This window comes from Methylobacterium sp. Leaf125 (assembly GCF_001423085.1).
Taxonomy (GTDB): domain Bacteria; phylum Pseudomonadota; class Alphaproteobacteria; order Rhizobiales; family Beijerinckiaceae; genus Methylobacterium.
In genome coordinates this window covers 12,242-31,218 of record NZ_LMNU01000010.1, presented here as the reverse complement: position 1 = coordinate 31,218, position 18,977 = coordinate 12,242, and the positions used below count along the sequence as shown (strand labels likewise).

General features: G+C 71.1%; 19 protein-coding genes. 9 read left to right on the top strand and 10 right to left on the bottom strand.

The window, feature by feature from the left end:
- Window positions 1-176: 176 nt before the first annotated feature.
- From ASF58_RS10820 to ASF58_RS10790, 7 genes are all read right to left on the bottom strand, one after another.
- On the bottom strand, window positions 177-1,091 hold the full coding sequence (locus tag ASF58_RS10820; RefSeq protein ID WP_055951592.1) for a YncE family protein: 915 nt from the start codon (window positions 1,089-1,091) through the stop codon (window positions 177-179).
- Window positions 1,092-1,165: 74 nt separating this feature from the next.
- A complete protein-coding gene (locus ASF58_RS10815) occupies window positions 1,166-1,702 on the bottom strand; it encodes an SRPBCC family protein (RefSeq protein ID WP_055951490.1) in 537 nt (178 codons plus the stop codon).
- Between the two features lie 30 nt (window positions 1,703-1,732).
- The gene (locus tag ASF58_RS10810) at window positions 1,733-2,329 is read right to left on the bottom strand and encodes a DUF447 domain-containing protein (protein ID WP_055951487.1); all 597 of its coding nucleotides are present in this window, start codon (window positions 2,327-2,329) and stop codon (window positions 1,733-1,735) included.
- Between the two features lie 4 nt (window positions 2,330-2,333).
- Complete coding sequence (locus ASF58_RS10805; RefSeq protein WP_055951484.1) at window positions 2,334-3,926, bottom strand: DUF6513 domain-containing protein; 1,593 nt, start codon at window positions 3,924-3,926, stop codon at window positions 2,334-2,336.
- Window positions 3,923-4,534 (bottom strand): uridylate kinase, encoded by a 612-nt coding sequence (locus tag ASF58_RS10800; protein ID WP_055951481.1) that lies wholly within the window; start codon window positions 4,532-4,534, stop codon window positions 3,923-3,925. The genes ASF58_RS10805 and ASF58_RS10800 overlap by 4 nt, the downstream gene beginning before the upstream one ends.
- Window positions 4,534-5,277 (bottom strand): (5-formylfuran-3-yl)methyl phosphate synthase, encoded by a 744-nt coding sequence (locus ASF58_RS10795; RefSeq protein ID WP_082512994.1) that lies wholly within the window; start codon window positions 5,275-5,277, stop codon window positions 4,534-4,536. Before ASF58_RS10795 ends, ASF58_RS10800 begins: the two co-directional genes overlap by 1 nt.
- A gap of 187 nt (window positions 5,278-5,464) precedes the next feature.
- Window positions 5,465-5,995: a DUF3280 domain-containing protein gene (locus tag ASF58_RS10790; protein ID WP_082512993.1), complete on the bottom strand. Its 531-nt coding sequence runs from the start codon at window positions 5,993-5,995 to the stop codon at window positions 5,465-5,467.
- A gap of 245 nt (window positions 5,996-6,240) precedes the next feature.
- On the opposite strand from ASF58_RS10790, the gene ASF58_RS10785 reads away from it, so the two are divergent.
- The 9 genes from ASF58_RS10785 to ASF58_RS10745 all read left to right on the top strand — a co-directional run bounded on the left by ASF58_RS10785 (window position 6,241) and on the right by ASF58_RS10745 (window position 15,103).
- Window positions 6,241-7,482 carry an ABC transporter substrate-binding protein gene (locus tag ASF58_RS10785; protein WP_055951478.1) on the top strand — a complete coding sequence of 414 codons (1,242 nt, stop codon included), beginning with the start codon at window positions 6,241-6,243 and terminating at the stop codon, window positions 7,480-7,482.
- A gap of 159 nt (window positions 7,483-7,641) precedes the next feature.
- Entirely contained in the window at window positions 7,642-8,652 is a 1,011-nt protein-coding gene (locus ASF58_RS10780; protein WP_055951475.1) for a YVTN family beta-propeller repeat protein, read from the top strand.
- A gap of 114 nt (window positions 8,653-8,766) precedes the next feature.
- Window positions 8,767-9,204, top strand: coding sequence for a hypothetical protein (locus ASF58_RS10775; RefSeq protein WP_156375634.1), 438 nt, complete (start codon window positions 8,767-8,769; stop codon window positions 9,202-9,204).
- 10 nt (window positions 9,205-9,214) lie between these two features.
- Complete coding sequence (locus ASF58_RS10770; RefSeq protein ID WP_055951469.1) at window positions 9,215-9,466, top strand: hypothetical protein; 252 nt, start codon at window positions 9,215-9,217, stop codon at window positions 9,464-9,466.
- On the top strand, window positions 9,463-10,218 hold the full coding sequence (locus tag ASF58_RS10765; RefSeq protein ID WP_055951466.1) for an ABC transporter ATP-binding protein: 756 nt from the start codon (window positions 9,463-9,465) through the stop codon (window positions 10,216-10,218). Before ASF58_RS10770 ends, ASF58_RS10765 begins: the two co-directional genes overlap by 4 nt.
- Window positions 10,215-11,150 carry an ABC transporter permease gene (locus tag ASF58_RS10760; RefSeq protein ID WP_244477274.1) on the top strand — a complete coding sequence of 312 codons (936 nt, stop codon included), beginning with the start codon at window positions 10,215-10,217 and terminating at the stop codon, window positions 11,148-11,150. The genes ASF58_RS10765 and ASF58_RS10760 overlap by 4 nt, the downstream gene beginning before the upstream one ends.
- Entirely contained in the window at window positions 11,150-11,785 is a 636-nt protein-coding gene (locus tag ASF58_RS10755) for a hypothetical protein (protein WP_055951463.1), read from the top strand. Before ASF58_RS10760 ends, ASF58_RS10755 begins: the two co-directional genes overlap by 1 nt.
- Before the next feature lie 264 nt (window positions 11,786-12,049).
- Entirely contained in the window at window positions 12,050-14,482 is a 2,433-nt protein-coding gene (locus ASF58_RS10750; RefSeq protein ID WP_055951460.1) for a TonB-dependent receptor, read from the top strand.
- A 261-nt stretch (window positions 14,483-14,743) separates the two neighbouring features.
- Complete coding sequence (locus ASF58_RS10745) at window positions 14,744-15,103, top strand: hypothetical protein (protein ID WP_055951457.1); 360 nt, start codon at window positions 14,744-14,746, stop codon at window positions 15,101-15,103.
- 108 nt (window positions 15,104-15,211) lie between these two features.
- Here the strand turns inward: ASF58_RS10745 and ASF58_RS10740 are convergent, their stop codons facing one another.
- From ASF58_RS10740 to ASF58_RS10730, 3 genes are all read right to left on the bottom strand, one after another.
- Complete coding sequence (locus tag ASF58_RS10740; protein ID WP_055951454.1) at window positions 15,212-16,738, bottom strand: undecaprenyl-phosphate glucose phosphotransferase; 1,527 nt, start codon at window positions 16,736-16,738, stop codon at window positions 15,212-15,214.
- A gap of 108 nt (window positions 16,739-16,846) precedes the next feature.
- Complete coding sequence (locus ASF58_RS10735) at window positions 16,847-17,995, bottom strand: glycosyltransferase (RefSeq protein WP_244477279.1); 1,149 nt, start codon at window positions 17,993-17,995, stop codon at window positions 16,847-16,849.
- A 298-nt stretch (window positions 17,996-18,293) separates the two neighbouring features.
- Entirely contained in the window at window positions 18,294-18,866 is a 573-nt protein-coding gene (locus tag ASF58_RS10730) for a polysaccharide biosynthesis/export family protein (RefSeq protein ID WP_055951446.1), read from the bottom strand.
- Window positions 18,867-18,977: the final 111 nt, after the last annotated feature.

The window sequence follows — 18,977 nt, the reverse complement described above, 5'->3', positions numbered from 1 at the left end:
CAGGCCATACGCGGAGGACCCGGGCAGAAGCATCGACGGCCGCGCTCGGACCGGTGGCGTCGGGGCCGAACGGCGCGGTCGGGTCGCGGGCGGGACGTCCGCTCCGGGGCGAAAGGCCCGGGTCCGCGCGCGACACGCGCCGGCCCTTCACGCGCGGCGTACCCAGCCTCCGACCCTCACCGCAGGAAATCCCCGAAGGACCGCGGCCCGTCCGGGACCTTGATCTCGCCCGTCACTTTCAGGGTGGTCGCGTCGATCAGGCTCAGGGTGTTCGAGCCCCAGTTCGCCACCGTCAGGGTGCGGCCGTCGCGAGAGGCGGCGATGCCCTCCGGGTGATCGCCGACCTCGATCGCCGCGACGTTGGTGAGGGTCTTCAGGTTGAACACCGTGACGGTGCCCGAATACTGGTCGGTGACGAAGCCGCGCGGACCCGCGAGGGCGATGACGTAGGGCCGCTCGCCCGTGGTCACCCGGCCGATCTCGTGCCGGCCGGGCACGTCGATCACCGAGACGTCGTTCGAGGTCACGTTGGCCGTGTAGGCGCGGGCCCCCTCGGCATCGAGGGTGATGCCGAACGGATGCTGGCCGACCGGGATCTTCTGGAGTTCCCGGGCCGCGGCGACGTCCACCACCGAGACCGAATCCCCCTCGCGGTTCGCCACCAGCAGGGTGGCGCCGTCGGGGGTCACGGCGATGCCGGAGGGCGAGGCGCCGACCTGGATCTCGGTGTCGAGGCGCGCACCGTCCGGCGAGACGACGAAGATGCGGCTGCCGTACCAGTCGGCGACGTAGACCGCCCCGGATTTCGGATTGACCGCGATGCCGAGGGGGCCGCCGGGCAGGGCGAGGGTGCCCGTCACGGTACGGGTGTCGAGATCGACCACGGCGAGGCCCGGCCCCTCGGGGCGGGTGACGAAGGCCGTGCGGCGGTCGGGAGAGAGGGCGATGCCGGCGGGCGCGCCGTCGATCGGGATCTGGGCGGCGACGCTGCCGGCCTCGAGATCGACGATCGCCAGGGTGTTGGCGCCCTGCGCGGTGACGAGGGCCTCATCGGCCCGGGCCGGCGCGCCGAGCAGCAGCAGGCCGAGCAGGGGGAGGCCAAACCCCGGGACGCCGGAGCGGAAGGGGCCGGCGAAGCGCCGGCCCGTCCCCGTTCGCGATGCGATCAAGAACCGCTCTTCTCGAGCTTGGCCTTCAGGGCGTCGAGGCCGGTGCGGTAGAGGCCGCGCACGGCCTTCTGCGAGGCCTCGTCGTTCAGCTCGGGCGGCGGATCGTTGTTCATGTAGCCGCGGTAGAACGCGCCGTCCCAGGCCACCTTGGACTTGCCGCCGCCGGCATCCTCGACCTTGATGGTGGAGGAGTAGTCGTTCACCGGCAGGGTCTTCACGTCGACCTTGGTGATCCGGTACGAGTAGCTCATCTTCTCGGCGGAGTACTTGTACAGTTCCTCGTCCACCGTGGCGCCGCCCTTGAGCGTCAGCGTGCGGGTGGCCTTGATCTCGTTGCCGCCCTTGCCCTCGGTCTTCTCGACCGGCGGCAGCCAGCTCATGTCCTGGAAATTGCCGATCACGGCCCAGACCTTGTCCGGGGCCGCGTTGATCTCGACGGTCTCCTCGACCTTCTTGCGGGTCGGGCCGTGCGCCTGGGCGCCGAACGACACCAGGGCGAAGGCCGCCACGGTCGTCAGAGTGAGAAACTTCATCGGGTCTTCGTCTCCTCGGGAAAGCACGTTCTAGGGTGCTGGGGGGGAACGCTCGAGGATGCGGTCGTCGCGGCCGAGGGCCGCGGCCACCTTGTCCTCGATCCAGTCCCAGGCCTCGCGCTCGGCGGGCCCGGCGGTCTTGGCGATCGCGATGGCGTGGTAGCGCATCTCGGTCAGGATCTTGTCAGGCTCCAGCATGTGCAGCCGGGTGGAGAGGATCGCCGCCTCCAGCACCGCCGCCTGCGCCCGGTTGTAGCCGAAGAACGGCACGTGTGCCGCCGCGTGGACCATCCGTCCCCGGTAGCGAGGTCGCACGGGATCGTCCTCGACGGCGGCGACCTCGAACTCGGCATGGCCGAAGCTCTCGGCGAGGCGCCGGCCGGGGATCCGCGCGCAGGGCACGGTCGCCCAGTCGCGCCGCCCGGTGACGGCCCCGGCGATCACCCGCACGTCGCTGGGGCTGGAGGCGGCGAAGACCGGATTGTCGGCGAGGTTGCGGATGGTGGGGGAGGGCCGGAACGGCGCCAGGATCCAGTCCGCGCCGTCCTGGATCAGCCCGAACGGCACCAGGTGCAGCGCGCCGGCGCGGTCGGTGGTGGTGACGACGGTCTCGAGGATCAGGGGCATGGGGTCACGCCTTTCCCGTCGCGGCGCGCGGCGCGTCGGGCACGAACTTGCCGCAGACGATGCGGCCGCCGCCCTCCGGGGGGGTCTCCGACACCGCGTCGCCGGCCCCGGTCTCGCCGGGTCCCGTCGTCTCGGGCGCGACCGCCCCGGCCTCGGGCGGCGTGGCGTCGCGGGCCGCGATCTCGGCGGCGGCCGAGCCGGAATGCTTCGTGTGCCCGGCCTTCTTGAAGGCCGTGGTGTCCTCCACCGCGGCGTCGGCGGCCGCCCCCCAGGCCAGGGCTTCGTCCTGGACGTAGCGCTTGCCCAGCCGCCAGGCGGTCTCGGCCTTGGTCAGCTCGCCGCCGAGATAGAAGGCGTGGGCGCCGTCGCTGCCCACGGTGCCGGTCCTCTGGAGGTCGGGAAAGAACGCCATCGCGTCGGTGCCGATCGCGTGGATGTCGCGGTTGAAGACGTGGATGCCGTCCTCCGCCACGGCGATGCGGTAGTTCGGGTCCTTCACCTCGGCCGCCTGCACCGCGACCTCGTCCGGGGTCTGCACGTAGGGCCGCTTGTCGTGGAGCGCCAGCAGGGCGCGGCCGTAGCCCTTGGGCAGGGCCGAATCGGCGCGGGCCGCGAACATCACCCGGCGGGCGGCGTCGTGCTCCTCCACCGTCCGGCGGGTGTGGTTCGAGACCTGGACGATGAGCACGTTGCGGATGGCGAGCTCCGAGCACATCCCGACCAGGAGGGCGGTGACGCCGAGGCTGTCGGCCTCGGTGAGCTCGGTGAGGTTGCCGGTGCCCATCATCATCTCGATGCCGGGCCAGCGCCGCCGGGTCTCGTGGTAGCGGGTGATCGACTCGACGAAGCCGAAATGGATCGGCTCCAGGATCGGGTCGGCCATATAGGGCCGCCCCGCCTTCTCCATGCGCTCGATGGCGCGATCGAGGGAGGCCAGGTCGTCGGGACGCACCGGCACCAGGACCGGCACGGCGTCGGTCTCGAAGGCGAGGTCGAGGGTCTGCTCGTTGAGACTGAGCAGGTAGTCGGCCCCCGCCCGGGCGCCCCGGGTCAGCTCGTCGAGGGAGAACGAATCGACGCTGACCTTGAGCCCGGCGCCCTTGAGCAGCCGCACGCACGCCTCGAGATGCGGGAAGTCGGTGTCCGGCAGGCCGCCGAGATCGATCACGTCGGCCCCGCGCCGGGCGAGGTCGAGGCCCTTCGCCAGGATCTGCTCGGGCGTCATCTTCGAGGCGTCGACGATCTCGGAGAAGATGCGCAGGTCGTGGCGGGAGAGATCGACCGTGCGCCCGGCGAGCCCGAGATAGGCCGGCAGGTCGACGATCTCGTCGGGGCCGCGCTCCACCGGCAGGCCGAAATGCGCCGCCAGCGCCTCCGGGTTGGCCCGGCAGCGCCCGGGCAGGATGATGCGGCTGGCGCCGTCCGGGATCGTCACCCGGCGGCGGATGATTTCCTCCGTCATCAGCGCAGCGACCTTCACGCCGGCATCGGCGATGCTCCAGGCGTAGCGCTCCGGCGGCAGGGTGGCGGCGACCTTCTCCAGGCGCGCCTTGGCCATGCGGCCGGTGATGAAGACGAGGTGCTCGGGCGCGCTCATGCGGCGGCCCTTTCGGAGGCGGCCGCGGGCGGACAGGCCGCGCCGGGACCCAGGATGGCGATGGGCCCGGCATAGCGGGCCGCGAAAACCGGGAAGGCCGCGTCGACGAGGCCGCTCGCGGCGAGATCCGCCCAGTCCGTCGTCCCTGCCGGCCGCTCGGCGGACTTCACCAGGCAGCAGCGCGACGCGCCGATCGCGGCGGCGAGCCAGAGGGCGAGGCTGTCGGAGGTGACGTCCCAGGTCTCGGGGATGTCGGGGTGGCCGGCCTTCAGGTCGGCCGGGTCCCAGACCGGGACCAGCCCGGACGCCAGGAGGGCCGCGAGGGCCTCCGGCGCGCGGGCGGCTACGAGGCGCGGCTCGAGCGCCGAAAAGATCTCGGCCATGCGGCCCATGGCGTCGAGGGCGAGGCGGTGGGCGAGGGCGTCGGAGAAGCCGAGGGCCGCCTGGGATGTGCGCACCGCCTCGGCGAGGGGTCCGCCCCCGGGGACGACGACGCAGGGCCCCGCGGCACCGTCGGCGAGGTGCGCGAGCCAGGCCCGCAGGCGGGGCGCGTCGGCGACGAGGCTGCCGCCGAGCTTCACCACGATCGGGGCGGCCGGTGCCCGCATCACGCGGCGTCCCGCCGGGCCGAGGCGCGGATCAGGCGCACGGCCTCCGCCACCCGGACGGGATCGAGGGCCTGACGCCGGTCGCCGGCGCCGCAGAGGCCGCCGCGGAAGCCGAGGTAATGCGGCCCGAGGGGGGCCAGGATGGCGATGTCGGAGAGGGCCAGGGAGCCGGCGAGGCCCGAGACCAGGCCGTGATCGCGGCAGGCGCGGGTGAACGCCGCCAGCGCCGGCAGGGACAGGTGGTCGGTGAGCCGGCGCCCGTCCTTGCCCGCGGTGTCGATCATCGCGCCGAGGAAGCCGGCCCGGCGCAGGCGCGGCACGAGGGCGGCGGCATCGCCGGCCTCCGCGAACAGCACGGCGATCAGGCGCCCGGAGGCCGCCTCGGCGGCCCGGGCGAGGTCGTCCGCCGACACGGCGTCCCCCACGGCCACCTTCACCACGTCGATGCCGGTGGCCGCCATGGCGGCGATGGCGGGAACCAGGGCCGCGCGGTCCGGCTCGCCCGCCACGGCGCTGGCGAGGGTGCGGCCGCCCACCTGCGCCACGATGGCGCGGACGGTCGCGGCGGGGAGGGCCCCCAGCGCCCCGCGCTCGGGGTCCTTGGCATCGACGAGGTCGGCGCCCGCGCCGGTCGCGAGGTCCGCCTCGTCCGCGTTGCGCACGCTCACGAGGAGCCGCGGCGCCGGCGCGTCGGCGTCGAAGGACCGGAGATCGAAGGATCGGGACACGCGGGGCACGGACATCAGCGCGGGTTTCGGTTGCTCGGGGCCTCGGGAGGAGGCCATCGACGACGCCCGGGTCGGGAAGCGCCGCGCCCAGGGTGGCGCGGCCGGGGCAAGTTCGGCCTCAAGCTGGCGCTTCCGGCCTGAACGCGGACCTAGCGCATGGGCGGGGATAAGGGAAATCCCCGTCTCTTGAAACGCCGCCCGGTCAGGAACGGTTCGGCAAGGGCTCGGTGAGGAGGCGGTTCTTCACCACCCAGCGCATGGCATGGGCCCAGGTGTCGTCGGTGTCGGCGCGGATCACCACCCGGCCGCCCCGGATGACCTTGCCGGTGGCGGCCTCCGCGATGGTGACGGTGAGGTTGAAGATCTGGTTGGAGCCCTTCTCGACGTAGCCGCTGACCGCGAGGTCGGCCCCGAGGGTCTTGGCGATGGTCGCGGCGCAGCCGTCGCACTTGTAGAGGGGTGCCTGCTTGGCGATCTCGGCCGCCTGGGGGGCGACATCCACGGGCTCGACGCTGTCGGCCAGGGCCTTGCGCAGCTCGTCGGTGACGAGGCCGAGGCGACGCACCTCGTCCGGCCGGGCCTTGCGACCGCCGACCACGCCGGGATCGAACAGCTCGACCCCGAAGATCGCGGCCTTCTCCGGCGCGGCCCGGGCGGGGCCCGCGAGAACGCCAGTGGCGAGGAGGGCGGCGAGGGCGAGCCCGCGCGCGGCGCGGATCGGGGACGGGGCCATGGGCGAAGCTCTCCGCTGGGGGCGGGGACGGGAGGACCGCGGGAACGGATCACGGGAACGCGCCGGGCGCCCGTGTGATCCCGCCGGCGCCTCAGTTCCGCGAGATCTGCCCGGAAACGGCCCGGCGCGCAAATGCCGCCGCGCCGTCGCGAGGTCGGCGCAAGGTTTCGGCGGGGCGCCCTTAAGAACCGCTTAGCAATCCGCGATTGAGCGCGGCGGCGCAATGTTGTTAGCCTCCCGGCCACATGCTCAGCTCCGCACGCCTCCTCTTCGCCCCGCTCGCCCTCAGCCTCGGGCTGTGCGGCCTCGCCCCGGCCTCGGCACAGGAGCCGGCCACGCCTCCCGCCGCGCCGGGGATCGCTCCGAGCGAGACGCATATCGGCCTGATCTACCGGCCCGAGCCCGCGCCCTCCTCCTACGACGCCGAGGCGGTGCCGGAGGACGAGGGCGTCGCCGGCGCCCGGATGGCGGTCAAGGACAACAACAACACCGGTCGCTTCACCAAGCAGACTTACGTCCTCGACGAGGTCGCCCTCGCGGGGGACAAGGCGGGGGACAAGGATGGGGTGGCGGCGGCCCGGGACCTCGCGGGGCGGGGCATCCGCTACCTCGTGGTGGCGCTGCCGGCGGCCGAACTCCTCGCCATCGCGGATGCGCTGAAGGGGCAGGGCGTCACGATCTTCAACATCGCCGCCCCCGACGACCGCCTGCGCGGGGCCGATTGCCGCCGCAACGTCTTCCACGTCCTGCCGAGCCGGGCGATGCAGACGGATGCCCTGGCGCAGTTCTTCACGCTGATGCGCTGGCGCAAGATGTTCCTCATCGTCGGACCGGGGGAGAACGACCGCCTCTACGCCGACGCGTTCAAGAACGCCGCCCGGAAATTCGCCCTGAAGATCAACGCCGAGAAGCCCTGGACCTTCGGCCCCCTGGCCAAGGCGCGGGGCGACACCCCGACCCGGTCCGAGGCGATGGTGTTCACCCGGGGGCTCGACTACGACATCGCGGTGGTGGCCGACGAGGCCGGCGACTGGGGCGACTACGTTCCGTTCCGCACCGTCGACCCGCGCCCCGTGGCCGGCACGCAGGGGCTGATCGCCACCACCTGGCACCCGATGCTGGAGACCTGGGGCGCGGCCCAGGCGCAGAACCGCTTCCGGCGGCAGGCGGGGCGGCTGATGCGGCCCCTCGACTACCAGGCCTGGGCGGCGGTGCGCTCGGTGGGCGAGGCGGCGACCCAGAAGAAGACCGCCGACCCGGCGGTGCTCGCGCCCTACTTCGCCGACCCGGGTTTCAGCCTGCCGGCCTACAAGGGCGTCTCCCTCAGCTACCGCCCCTGGGACCACCAGCTGCGCCAGCCCATCATCGTGGTGCAGCCCAAGGCCATGGTCTCGGTGGCGCCCGAGCAGGGCTTCACGCACCAGCGCACGCCCCTCGACACCCTCGGCATCGACCTGCCGGAGACGACCTGCAAGTTCCCCGACTGATCCCGTCACGTTCGCGCGAGGCCCGGATCCGCCGGGCCGCCTGCGGCAACACGGTCTCCCGCCCGCTTGCGGTCCCGCGCTCCCCGTGAGACGGGGCTGCACTATAGTAACGCCCAATCAATCGCGCACGAGACAGCGATGGCCCCGAGGAGGAACCCCATGAGCCGCGGCGACAGGGCACACGTGTCCGGATCGGTACTGGGCCTGGCGCTGCTGGCCGGCACCGTCCTGGCCGGCTTCTCGCTGGCCTGCCCGGCGCAGGCCTACACGGTCTACGTCACCAACGAGAAGGGCAACTCGGTCAGCGTCATCGACACCGAGACGATGGCGGTGACCGGGACCTGGAAGGTCGGCCGCCGCCCGCGCGGCGTCACCACCAGCCGGGACGGCAAGGAGCTGTTCGTCTGCGCCAGCGACGACGACCGCATCGACGTGCTCGACACCAGCACCGGCAAGGTCGTGCGCTCCCTGCGCTCGGGGCCAGACCCGGAGCAGTTCATCCTCGGCCCCCAGGGCAACCTGCTCTACGTCGCCAACGAGGACGACAGCCAGGTCACCGTCATCGACATCGAGAAGAACAAGGTCATGGCCGAGGTGCCGGTGGGCGTCGAGCCCGAGGGCATGGGCCTGTCCCCGGATGGCAAGATCCTGGTGAACACCTCCGAGACCACCAACATGGCCCACTTCATCGACACCACGACCTTCGCGGTGATCGACAACGTGCTGGTCGATGCCCGCCCGCGCTTCGCCGAGTTCACGGCGGACGGGAAATATCTCTGGGTCTCGGCCGAAGTCGGCGGCACCATCAGCGTCATCGACGTCGCCGCGCGCCGGGTCATCAAGAAGATCACCTTCAAGATCCCCAGCGTGAACGACGAGGCGATCCAGCCCGTGGGCATCCGCATCACCAAGGACGGCAGCAAAGCCTTCGTGGCGCTCGGCCCGGCCAACCGCATCGCGGTGATCGACGCCAAGTCCTACGCCGTGGAGAAGTACCTCCCCGTGGGCCAGCGCGTCTGGCAGCTCGCCTTCACCCCGGACCAGAAGCTGCTGTTCTCCACCAACGGCTCCTCGAACGACATCTCGGTCGTGGACGTGGCGGCCGAGAAGGTGGTGAAGAGCATCCCCGTGGGGCTTCTGCCCTGGGGGGTCACGGTCTCGCCGAACTAAAGCACGGGCCCCGCCCTCCGCGGGGAGGGGCCAGCGCCAGAGCACTAGCAACGACCGCCTCAAGGCGGCACCGCCCCGGGGCGGCAAACGGGAGGACAACACATGAAGCGGACGATGCGGCGCACCGCCCTCGCCCTGGCGGCGATCCTCGCCGGCGGCCCTGCCTGGATCGCGCCGGCCCAGGCCCTCGACCTGACGAAGAAGCGTCAGAACCTGCCCGACCTCGTCCTCGGCAACGAGGAGGGCAACGACTTCGTCGTGGAGAACAAGGAGATCGAGCTCGAATCCGGCAAGGCCTACCGCCTGCGGATCGTCGCCAAGGGCCGGCAGGAGTACAAGTTCTACGCCACCGAGTTCTTCCGCAACATCTGGTTCAACCAGATCGTGATTCAGCACCTGGAGATCCACGGCAGCGGCCCGCCGGACCATTTCGAATTCGACGATCCGGGCGAGATCGCGATCGAGTTCGTGGCCATCCGGCCCGGCGAGTATCCCTGGTCGGTCCATGGCCTCGAATCCAAGGGCATGACCGGCAAGTTCACCGTGAAGTAGGACCCCCGTGATGCGCGCGCCCCCGGTACTCGCCCTCCCCGTCCTCCTCGCCCTCGGGAGCGTCGCCGCCCTGGCGGACGACAAGGCCGCCTGCGTGGAGGGCATCGCGATGCTCAAGGCCGAACTCGCCAAGCCCGCCCCGGAGGCGGTCCAGCCCAAGCTCAAGAAGGCCCTGCGGGTGGCCGAGCGCGAGATGGGGGAGGGCGAGTTCGACGAGTGCCTGGACGCGGTCGGCGACGCCGCGCGGGCCTTGAAGCCATGAGTTCCGGAGAGCGCGCGAGCCCCGCCCTCGATGTGGCCCATGTGAGCCACCGCTTCGGCGCGCGGGCGGCCCTGTCCGACGTTTCCCTGAGCGTCGCGCGCGGACACTTCACCGCCCTGCTCGGGCCGAACGGGGCCGGCAAGACGACCCTGTTCTCGGTGATCACCCGGCTGTATTCGAACCAGGACGGCCAGGTCTCGATCCTCGGCCATGCCCTGGACCGGGAGCCGAGCCGGGCCCTCGCCCGCCTCGGCGTGGTGTTCCAGGCCCGCACCCTCGACACCGACCTCACCGTCGCGCAGAACCTGCTCTACCACGCCAGCCTGCACGGCATCGCCCGCAAGGCCGCCAAGGCGCGGATCACCGCGCTGCTCGACCGCGTGGGCTTGAGCGACCGGCGCGACGACAAGGTGCGGACCCTCTCGGGCGGCCAGTCCCGGCGCATCGAGATCGCCCGCTCCCTGGTGCACGAGCCCCGGCTCCTCCTCCTCGACGAGCCCACCGTCGGCCTCGACCTCGAATCGCGCGCCGACATCGTCGCCATCGTCCGCGCCCTGGTGCGGGAGGAGGGATTGTCGGTGCTCTGGGCCACCCACATCTTCGAGGAGATCGACGCCGGCGACGACGCGGTCGTGCTGCACCGGGGCCGCATCGTCGCCCGCGGCACCGCCGGCTCCATCGCGCAGGGCGACGAGACCCTGGAGGCGGCCTTCCGCCGCCTCGTCGCCGAACCCGCGCGGCAGGCCGCATGAGCACGCCCACGGATCCCATCGCCATGACCCCGAGCCCCGCTGCCCGCGCCACCGCGACGACCCCGCCCCCGGCCGTCGCGCCGGCGGAGGCGCCGGTGCCGCATCTCGGGCGCCTCGACGCCGTCGGCTACCTCATCTGCCTCGGCGGCATCGTGCGCCGGGAGCTGCTGCGCTTCTTCAACCAGAAGGAGCGCTTCTTCTCGGCCCTGGTCCGGCCGCTGGTCTGGCTGTTCATCTTCGCGGCGGGCTTCCGCAACACGCTCGGCGTCTCGATCGAGCCGCCCTACCAGACCTACGTGCTCTACGAGGTCTACGTGGTGCCGGGCCTCGCGGTGATGATCCAGCTCTTCAACGGCATGCAATCCTCGCTCTCGATGGTCTACGACCGCGAGGTCGGCTCGATGAAGGTGCTGCTGACGAGCCCCTATCCGCGCTGGCTCCTGCTGCTCGCCAAGCTGATCGCCGGCGTCACCGTCTCGGTGGTGCAGGCCTACGCCTTCCTGGCCATCGCGTGGTTCTGGGAACTCGACATCCCGGCCATCGGCTACGTGGCGGCGCTGCCGGCCTTCATCGCCTCGGGGCTGATGCTCGGCGCGATCGGCCTGCTGCTCTCCTCCATGGTCAAGCAGCTGGAGAACTTCGCCAGCGTGATGAACTTCGTGATCTTCCCGATGTTCTTCGCCTCCTCGGCGCTCTACCCGCTCTGGCGCATCCGCGAATCCTCCGAGACCCTGTACTGGATCTGCCAGCTCAATCCCTTCTCCCACGCCGTGCAGCTCGTGCGCTTCGCCCTCTACGGGCAGTTCGAGCCGATCGCCTGCGCGGTGGTCGTGGGGACCACGCTCGCCTTCTTCACCCTCGCCGTCGTCGCCTACGATCCGGGCCGTGGCATCATGGCCCGGCGCGGCGGCCCGGCCGGAGACAATTCCTGATGATTTCTCGCACGCTCCCCCTCCGCACCCTGGCGGGCCTCGCCCTCCTGGGCCTCGGTGCCGGCCCGGCCCTCGCCCAGCCGAAATCCGACCCGGACTGGCCCTGCGTCCAGCGCAAGGTCTCGACCCTGAGCCCGGGCACGGTCTGGACCGGGCCGGACCTCGAGGCGGCCGGCCCCTGGGGCGACGACTTCGAGGCCGCGGCCCTGGCCCAGAAGATCGCCTCGCGGCGCACGCCCCTGTCCGAGGTCGATCCGCTGCTCGAGGACTTCGCCGCCAAGGCCGGTGCCGACAAGGAGAAGCGCCTCACCCGGGTCTTCGCCGGCGTCTTCGAGGTGATCAACGGCGAGCGCAACAAGGTCATCGCCGGCATCGGCCGCTACGCCCAGGGCCAGCGCCGCATGGCCGAGCGTATCCGCGACGAAGCCGACCAGATCAGCGCCACCAAGGATTCCCCGAGCGTCCAGGACGCCCGCGACATCCCCAAGGACGCCTCGGAGCTGGAGACCAAGTTCACCTGGGACCGGCGCATCTTCCAGGAACGCAGCCAGTCGTTGACCTATGTCTGCGAGGTCCCGACCCTGCTGGAGCAGCGTCTCGGCGAGATCGCCCGCAAGATCCAGGCCCGCCTCTGACGCGGCGGACGGTCCGGGGCCCCGGCAGCCCCGGACTGCTTGCCACTTCCTCCCGGGCGACTTGCTGAACTCTCCCCAAACCTTTGAAATCGTAAGAAAAATCGTGTCCGTTGCGCCACGCCATGTGACCAACGAAGCCGGGACCGCGCAAAAGCGCTGAATCCGCGCGGCGCGCGATTGTTCTCAGCACCCGATCCTCGCAAGACTGTCTTCGAAGCCCCGACTAAGGGGCAGGCACACGAAGACGATCTTGGGGGACTGGGGATGACGAAGCGGACACTGCGGAGCAGCTTGCTGCTGTCGGTGGCCTTGCTGCCGAGCGCCGTGCTGGCGCAGGGCGCCGGCGGCCAGCAATCGGTGACGCTGAGCGAGCTCGACGTGGTCGCGACCACCCCGGTCGGCGCCACGGGCGGCGGCGGCGGACAATCGCTCTACAAGATCCCCAACACCGTCGAGACCGTGACGGCGGCCGACTTCGCGCAGGACCGCGCCACCCTCGACCCGACCTTCACCCTGGCGCGCAAGACGCCGGGCGTGAACCTGTCGGACGGGCAGGGCAACAGCTTCCGCCAGACCCTGACCTATCGCGGCTTCGACGCCTCGCCGCTCCAGGGCGCGCCGCAGGGCCTCGCGGTCTACCAGAACGGCGTGCGCATCAACGAAGCCTTCGGCGACGTGGTGAACTGGGACCTGATCCCCTCGGTGGCGATCAACCGGATCGACATCGTCACCGGCAACCCGGTCTTCGGCCTCAACGCCCTCGGCGGCGCGGTCAACATCGAGATGAAGAACGGCTTCACCTGGCAGGGCAAGGAGATCACCGTCAGCGGCGGCTCCAACGGGCGCATCCTGGGCTCGCTGCAATACGGCGAGGTCATCGGCCCCTGGAGCTTCTACTTCGCCGGCGAGGGCCTGCGCGACGAGGGCTGGCGCATCAAGTCGCCCTCCGAGATCGGCCGCGTCTATGCGGATCTCGGCCACAAGACCCTCGATTCCGAGTTCCACATCATCGCGTCGGGCGCCAAGACCTTCTTCGGTGCCGCCGCCGCCACGCCGGTGGACTTCACCCGCGCCGACGAGCGGGCGATCTTCACCTCGCCCCAGACGATCTCCACCGAGCAGGGCCAGATCCAGGTCACCGGCAAGGTCGCGATCTCGCCGACCTGGGACCTGCAGGGCAACGCCTATGTCCGCCGCCTCAGCCAGTTCGTGATCGACGGCAACGACGGCAATTTCGAGCAGTGCAGCACGCGCTCTAGCAACCGCGGCTTCCTCTGCTTCGAGGATGACGGTTTCGAGCGGGGCGGCCTCAGCGACCGCGCCTTCCGCGACCAGTTCACCATCCTGGGCCGCCAGGGCCAGCGCATCCCCTTCACGGCGGGCGTGCCCTACGGCACCCTCGACACGATCCGCACCGAGGCCACCGGCTACGGCGGCACCCTGCAGGCGGCCAACCGCGACCAGGTCTTCGGCCACAACAACACCTTCGTGGTCGGCGGCAGCATCGATGCGGCCAACTACACCTACAAGTCGTCGAGCTCCCTCGGGGTGATCAATCCGGACCTCAGCGTCACCACGAACCCGCTGAACCCGAACTACGGTACGATCCCGGGCCTCGGCACCGAGGCGCTCCGCACGGCCGCGGCCCTCGGTATCGCGCCGAGCAACGTCACCGGCTCGAACCTCTACATGGGCCTCTACGCCCTCGACACCTTCGACGTCACCGACGCCCTGTCGCTCACCGCCGGTGCGCGCCTGAACTTCGCCCGCATCGCGACCCAGGACCAGACCGGCTTCTCGCCGGACGTGACGGGGACGCACTACTTCACCAAGGTGAACCCGGTGGTGGGCGCGACCTACCGCTTCTTCCCCTGGCTGAACCTCTACGGCGGCTACTCCGAGTCGAACCGCGCCCCGACGCCCCTCGAGCTCGCCTGCGCCAATCCCGACCGGCCCTGCCTGCTGCCGAACTCGCTGGTGGCCGATCCGCCGCTCAAGCAGGTCACCGGCCAGACCTACGAGGTCGGCTTCCGCGGCACGGTGCCGAACTTCTACGAGAACGGCCTGTTCAACTACAAGATCGGCGCCTTCCGCACCGACCTGCGCAACGACATCCTGCAGGTCGCGGTGCCGGGCAACGCCGCCCGCGGCTACTTCGTCAACGTGCCGGCGACCCAGCGCCAGGGCATCGAGGTCTCGGGCGAGTATGTCGGCGAGCGCCTGAGCCTCTACGGCAACTACGCCCTCATCGACGCCACCTTCCAGTTCGAGGGCGAGCTGTCCTCCCCGAACAACCCGCTCGCCGATGACGGCCTGATCAACGTCCGGCGCGGCAACAACGTCCCGCTGATCCCGAACCACCAGTTCAAGGCCGGGTTCAACTACCTGATCACGCCGATCTGGACCTTCGGCATGAACTTCCAGGCGTTCTCGTCGTCCTACTTCCGCGGCGACGAGTCGAACATCAACCGCAAGCTGCCGGCCTACTTCACCGCCAACCTGAACACGAGCATCCAGATCAGCCCGAACGTGCAGGTCTTCGCCCTGGTCACGAACCTGTTCAACAACCGCTATGCCAACTTCGGCACCTTCGCCGAGACCGGACAGGTGGCGGGCAACTTCGTGATCAACGATCCGCGCACCACGACCCTGGTGCAGCCGCTCTCGGCCTATGGCGGCGTCCGCGTGACCTGGTAGCCCGACAGACCGGGTCGGACGGACGAGCGGGGGCGCGGATCGGCAACGATCCGCGCCCCTTCGCATTGCCGGGTCCGCGACGCAGCCCCCAGCCTTCCGGTGTCGTCTCGAGCCTGCGACGCAGCCCACACCCTGCGACGCTTGGGCCTCCAGGCGAGGGCGATCCGGAAAGGAACTCTGTCCGCCGGCCGGCGCTTCTCTCGCGACACCCCGACCCGGGCCGCGGACCTGCGTGCCCACCCTACCCCGGAGAGCCCATCCATGCGGATCACCACCGTCCTGCCCGCCGCCCTCATCCTGCTTGGTGCGGCCGGACCCGCCTTCGCCTCGTCCTGCTCGGAGCAGATCGCCACGATCGAGCGCCGCCTCGACAGCGCCGGTGCCGAGCAGGTCACGGGCAAGGAGCCGCCCGGCGGCCCGACCTCGTCCCACTCGGACAAGGCCCTCGACAAGGCGCCGAACGTGAAGCCGACGGATCCGTCTGCCAAGGCCAGCGCCGGCGGCGTCGCCGAGGCCCGCGACCTGATCACGAAGGCCCGCGCCCAGGACAAGGCCGGTGACATGAAGGGCTGCGAGGACACGATGACCGAGGCCAAGAAGAAGGCCGGCGCCCTGCCGTAGGCCCCCTCTGCCCCGTTCTCCTGAACGGCACAAGGGCCGCTCCCCTCCCGGGGGGCGGCCCTTGTTGCGTTTCGGGGGCGGTGGACCCACCGCGTCGGCGGGCGTTCCTCAATAGGCGTTCTTGGTCCGGAACAGCGAGACCGGGGTCGCCAGCATGATCTTCACGTCGAACAGGATCGACCAGTTCTCGATGTAGTGCAGGTCGTGCTCGACGCGCTTCTGGATCTTGTCGCTGGTGTCGGTCTCGCCGCGCCAGCCGTTGACCTGGGCCCAGCCGGTGATGCCGGGCTTGACCTTGTGGCGGGCGAAGTAGCCGTCCACCACCTGGTCGTAGAGGGTGTTGGCGGCCTTGGCCTGGAGGGCGTGCGGCCGCGGGCCCACCAGGGAGAGCTCGCCCTTGATGACGTTGAAGAGCTGCGGCAGCTCGTCCAGCGAGGTCTTCCGAATGAAGCGGCCCACGGGCGTGACGCGCGGATCGTCCCGGGTCACCAGCCGGGCGGCGCCGGCATCGCTCTGGTTCACGTACATCGAGCGGAACTTGTAGACCTCGATCAGCTCGTTGTTGAAGCCGTAGCGCTTCTGCCGGAAAAGCACCGGCCCGGTGGAGGTCAGGCGCACCGCCAGGGCGACCGCCAGCATCATGGGCGCCAGGGCCACCAGCATCGCGCAGCCGACTACCCGGTCGAAGATGCTCTTGGCGACGATGTCCCAGTCGGCCATCGGCTTGTCGAAGATGTCGAGCACCGGCACCGCGCCGAGATAGGAATAGGCCCGCGGGCGCAGGCGCAGCTTCGAGGCCTGGGCCGAGAGCCGGATGTCGATCGGCAGGACCCAGAGCTTGGCCAGCATCTGCAGGATGCGGTCCTCGGCGGCGATCGGGATCGTGAAGATGATGAGGTCGAGGCGGGTGGTGCGGGCATAGGCGACGAGGTCGCTTACGGTCCCGAGCTTCGGGTATCCCGCCACCACCGTGTCGGAGCGCATGTCGCCGCGGTCGTCGAACACGCCGACGATGCGCACGCCGGACTCCGATTCCGCGTCGAGGGCGCGGATCAGGTCCTCGGCGACCGGGCCGCCGCCGACGATGGCGGTGCGGCGGTCGAAATGGCCGCGCTGCTTCTGGGCGGTGATGAACCGCGCCAGGGCGAAGCGCCCGGTCAGGAGGGCGGCGAGGCCGGCGACGAACACGCTGGCCATCCAGACCCGGGAATAGTGGTCGGCGATCTTGGCGAACACCATGGCGGTGGCCACCAGGAGGAAGGCCAGCGACCAGGCGCCCACCAGCCGCAGCGCGGAGCCGCGCAGGGTGCGAAAGGCCGCCATGCGGTAGGCCCCCGCGGCCTGGAGCAGGCAGACGGCCAGGGCGGCCAGGCCGAGGGCGGCGGCGAGGTAGCGCGGCGGCAGCGGCACGATCCCGGCGAGCTGCAGGCGCTGAATGGCGATCCCGATCCCGGCGATCAGGGCGAACTCCCCGATCCGGACGCAGCCGGCCAGCACCACGGGCGAGAGCAGCTTCGGGGCGGCCGGATGCAGCCGCGCCTCGGCGGGCGGCAGCGCCGCGGCCGGACCACCCTCGGACTGGGGTCCGAAGCGGCCCGCGGCCTCCAGCAGGTCACGGACATCGAAGGCGCTCATGGCTGATTTCCGGGCTCGGGTACGCGTCTTGGAAACGGGGAGCGGGGCTGGGGGTCGGATCGGGACGGAGAAACGGACGTCACGGGGCCGGAGGTCCGCGACGGGGAATCACGGAGCCGTGGGTGCGACGGCATGGCCGGCGCCGGGAACCCGGGCGCGCAGGGCCGCGGCGTATCCGGAGAGCACGTCGGAGCCCATGCGGGTCATGGAGAAGCGGGCCCGGACCGAGGCCGCCAGGGTCTCGAAGCGCTGGCGGGACGCCTCGGGATCCTCGTCGAGGACCCGTGCGATGGCCTCGGCCAGGGCTTGCCCGTCGCGGGGCGGCACCAGGTCGGAGGCCGCGGCCCCGAAGATTTCCGGGATGCCTCCGACATTGGTGGCGACGAGGGGCTGGCACGCGGCGGCCGCCTCCAGCACCACGTAGGGCAGGGACTCGGCCAGCGAGGGCACCACCATGACCCGGCCCCGGGCCAGCACCGGGCGGATCGCCTGCGGCGGCTCGAAGGACACCGCCTCGCCGAGGCCCATCGCCACCACGCGATCGGCCAGGACGGCGGAATCGGGGCCGGAGCCCACCATGAGCAGCCGCAGGGGGCGGCCCGCGGCGCGCAGGCGCAGGAGCGCGTCGAGGAGGAAGGGCACGCCCTTGGCGTCGCGCAACTCGCCGATATAGACGAGGTCGACCCGCTCCGCGGCCGGCACGATGGGGGCGAATTCCGCCTCGCTGATCCCGTTATGGACGATGCGGGTGATGCGGCGCGGGTCCCCCGCATAGGCCCGGTGGCGCCCGGCGACGTACTCGCTCTCGAAGAGGAAGACGTCGGTGCGCAGGCCCATCAGGCGCTCGAGGCCCATGTAGAACCGGTGGCGCAGGGTGCCGGGCTTGTAGTTGTAGCTGCCCCCATGGGGCGTATAGGCGCGGATCGGCGCGGGGCCGGGCACCACGGCCATGCGGGCGTAGACGCCGCCCTTGGCCCCGTGCCCGTGCAGGACGGTGGCCCCCACCGCCGCGGCGCGCCGGGCGATGGTGCGAAGCGCCGCCAGGTCGGAGGGATGCGGGTTGCGCCGCATCGGCAGGCGGGTGATGCCGAGGGCGAGGCAGGGCGCGAGCTCGGCCAGGGCCTGCGCGGCGCGCTCGCCGCCGGTGGAGGCGTCGCAGACGAGGCCGACCTGGTGGCCCGCCGAGGCCTGCAGGCGGGCGAGATCGACCACGTGCCGGAACAGTCCGCCCACGGGCGCGCGGAACACGTGCAGGATGCGCTGGGCCGGGAGGCCGCCCGAGGCGGCGCTGAGGGCCGCGCCCGGGCCGCTGGCACCGGACTGACCGAGAGGGAACGCGTTCACGACAGCTGCTCCACGCACCGTAGCGCGAGCGGCCCGGCCGCTCGTCCGTCGGGAGACCTTGGGGCGCCACCGGTGCGTGGACCGTTAAGGCCGGGCTCGCGCCGCGGCGTGCGAAGGCCCGGATCAGCGGAATAGTTCTCGATTCGGTTAGGCGAGTCCTAACCGCCCCGGCAGCATCGTTCGCATCCGGCCGCGGCCGGGAGGCGGGCTCTCAGAAGAAGCGTTCCTTGATCACGATGGTGTCACCGGGGCGCACCGGGTAGGTCATCGGCACGATGCCGGAGACCAGGCCGTCCCGGCCCTCGCGGGTGAGCACGGCGTAGTCGCGGGCGGCGCGGGGACCGAAGCCGGCGGCGATGGCCACCGCGGTCTCCACCGCCATGCCGTTGACGTAGGGGTATTGGCCCGAGGTGGTGACCTCGCCGAGGATGTAGAACGGCCGGTAGGCGTCCACCTCCACGGTGACGTGGGGCTCGCGCACGAAGCCGGCCGAGAGCTTGGCCTCGATCGTCCGCGCGGCCTGGCTGGTGGGCTGGCCGCCGACCTTCACGAGACCGATGAGCGGCATGGCGATGTTGCCGGCCCCGTCGACCGCGTAGATGTTGGAGAGGTTGTCCTGGCCGAAGACGATGACCCGGAGGCGGTCGCCGGCGGAGAGGGTGTAGCGTGCACCGATGGAGCCGGTGCCCGTCGTGTCGAGCTGATCGGTCCGGAAATCCGGGCGCAGGCAGCCGCCGAGCGCGAGGCTCGACGTAAGAGCTAAGAGGAGTGATCGCCGGTTCATCACTACTGCCGTCGTGAGGAGAATTCGACTCCAGCCCTAAGCCGATATGGTTAACGAAGACTGACGTCCCGCACCGGCCCGCACGAAACGCGCGGTTCTTAACGTCCGGTC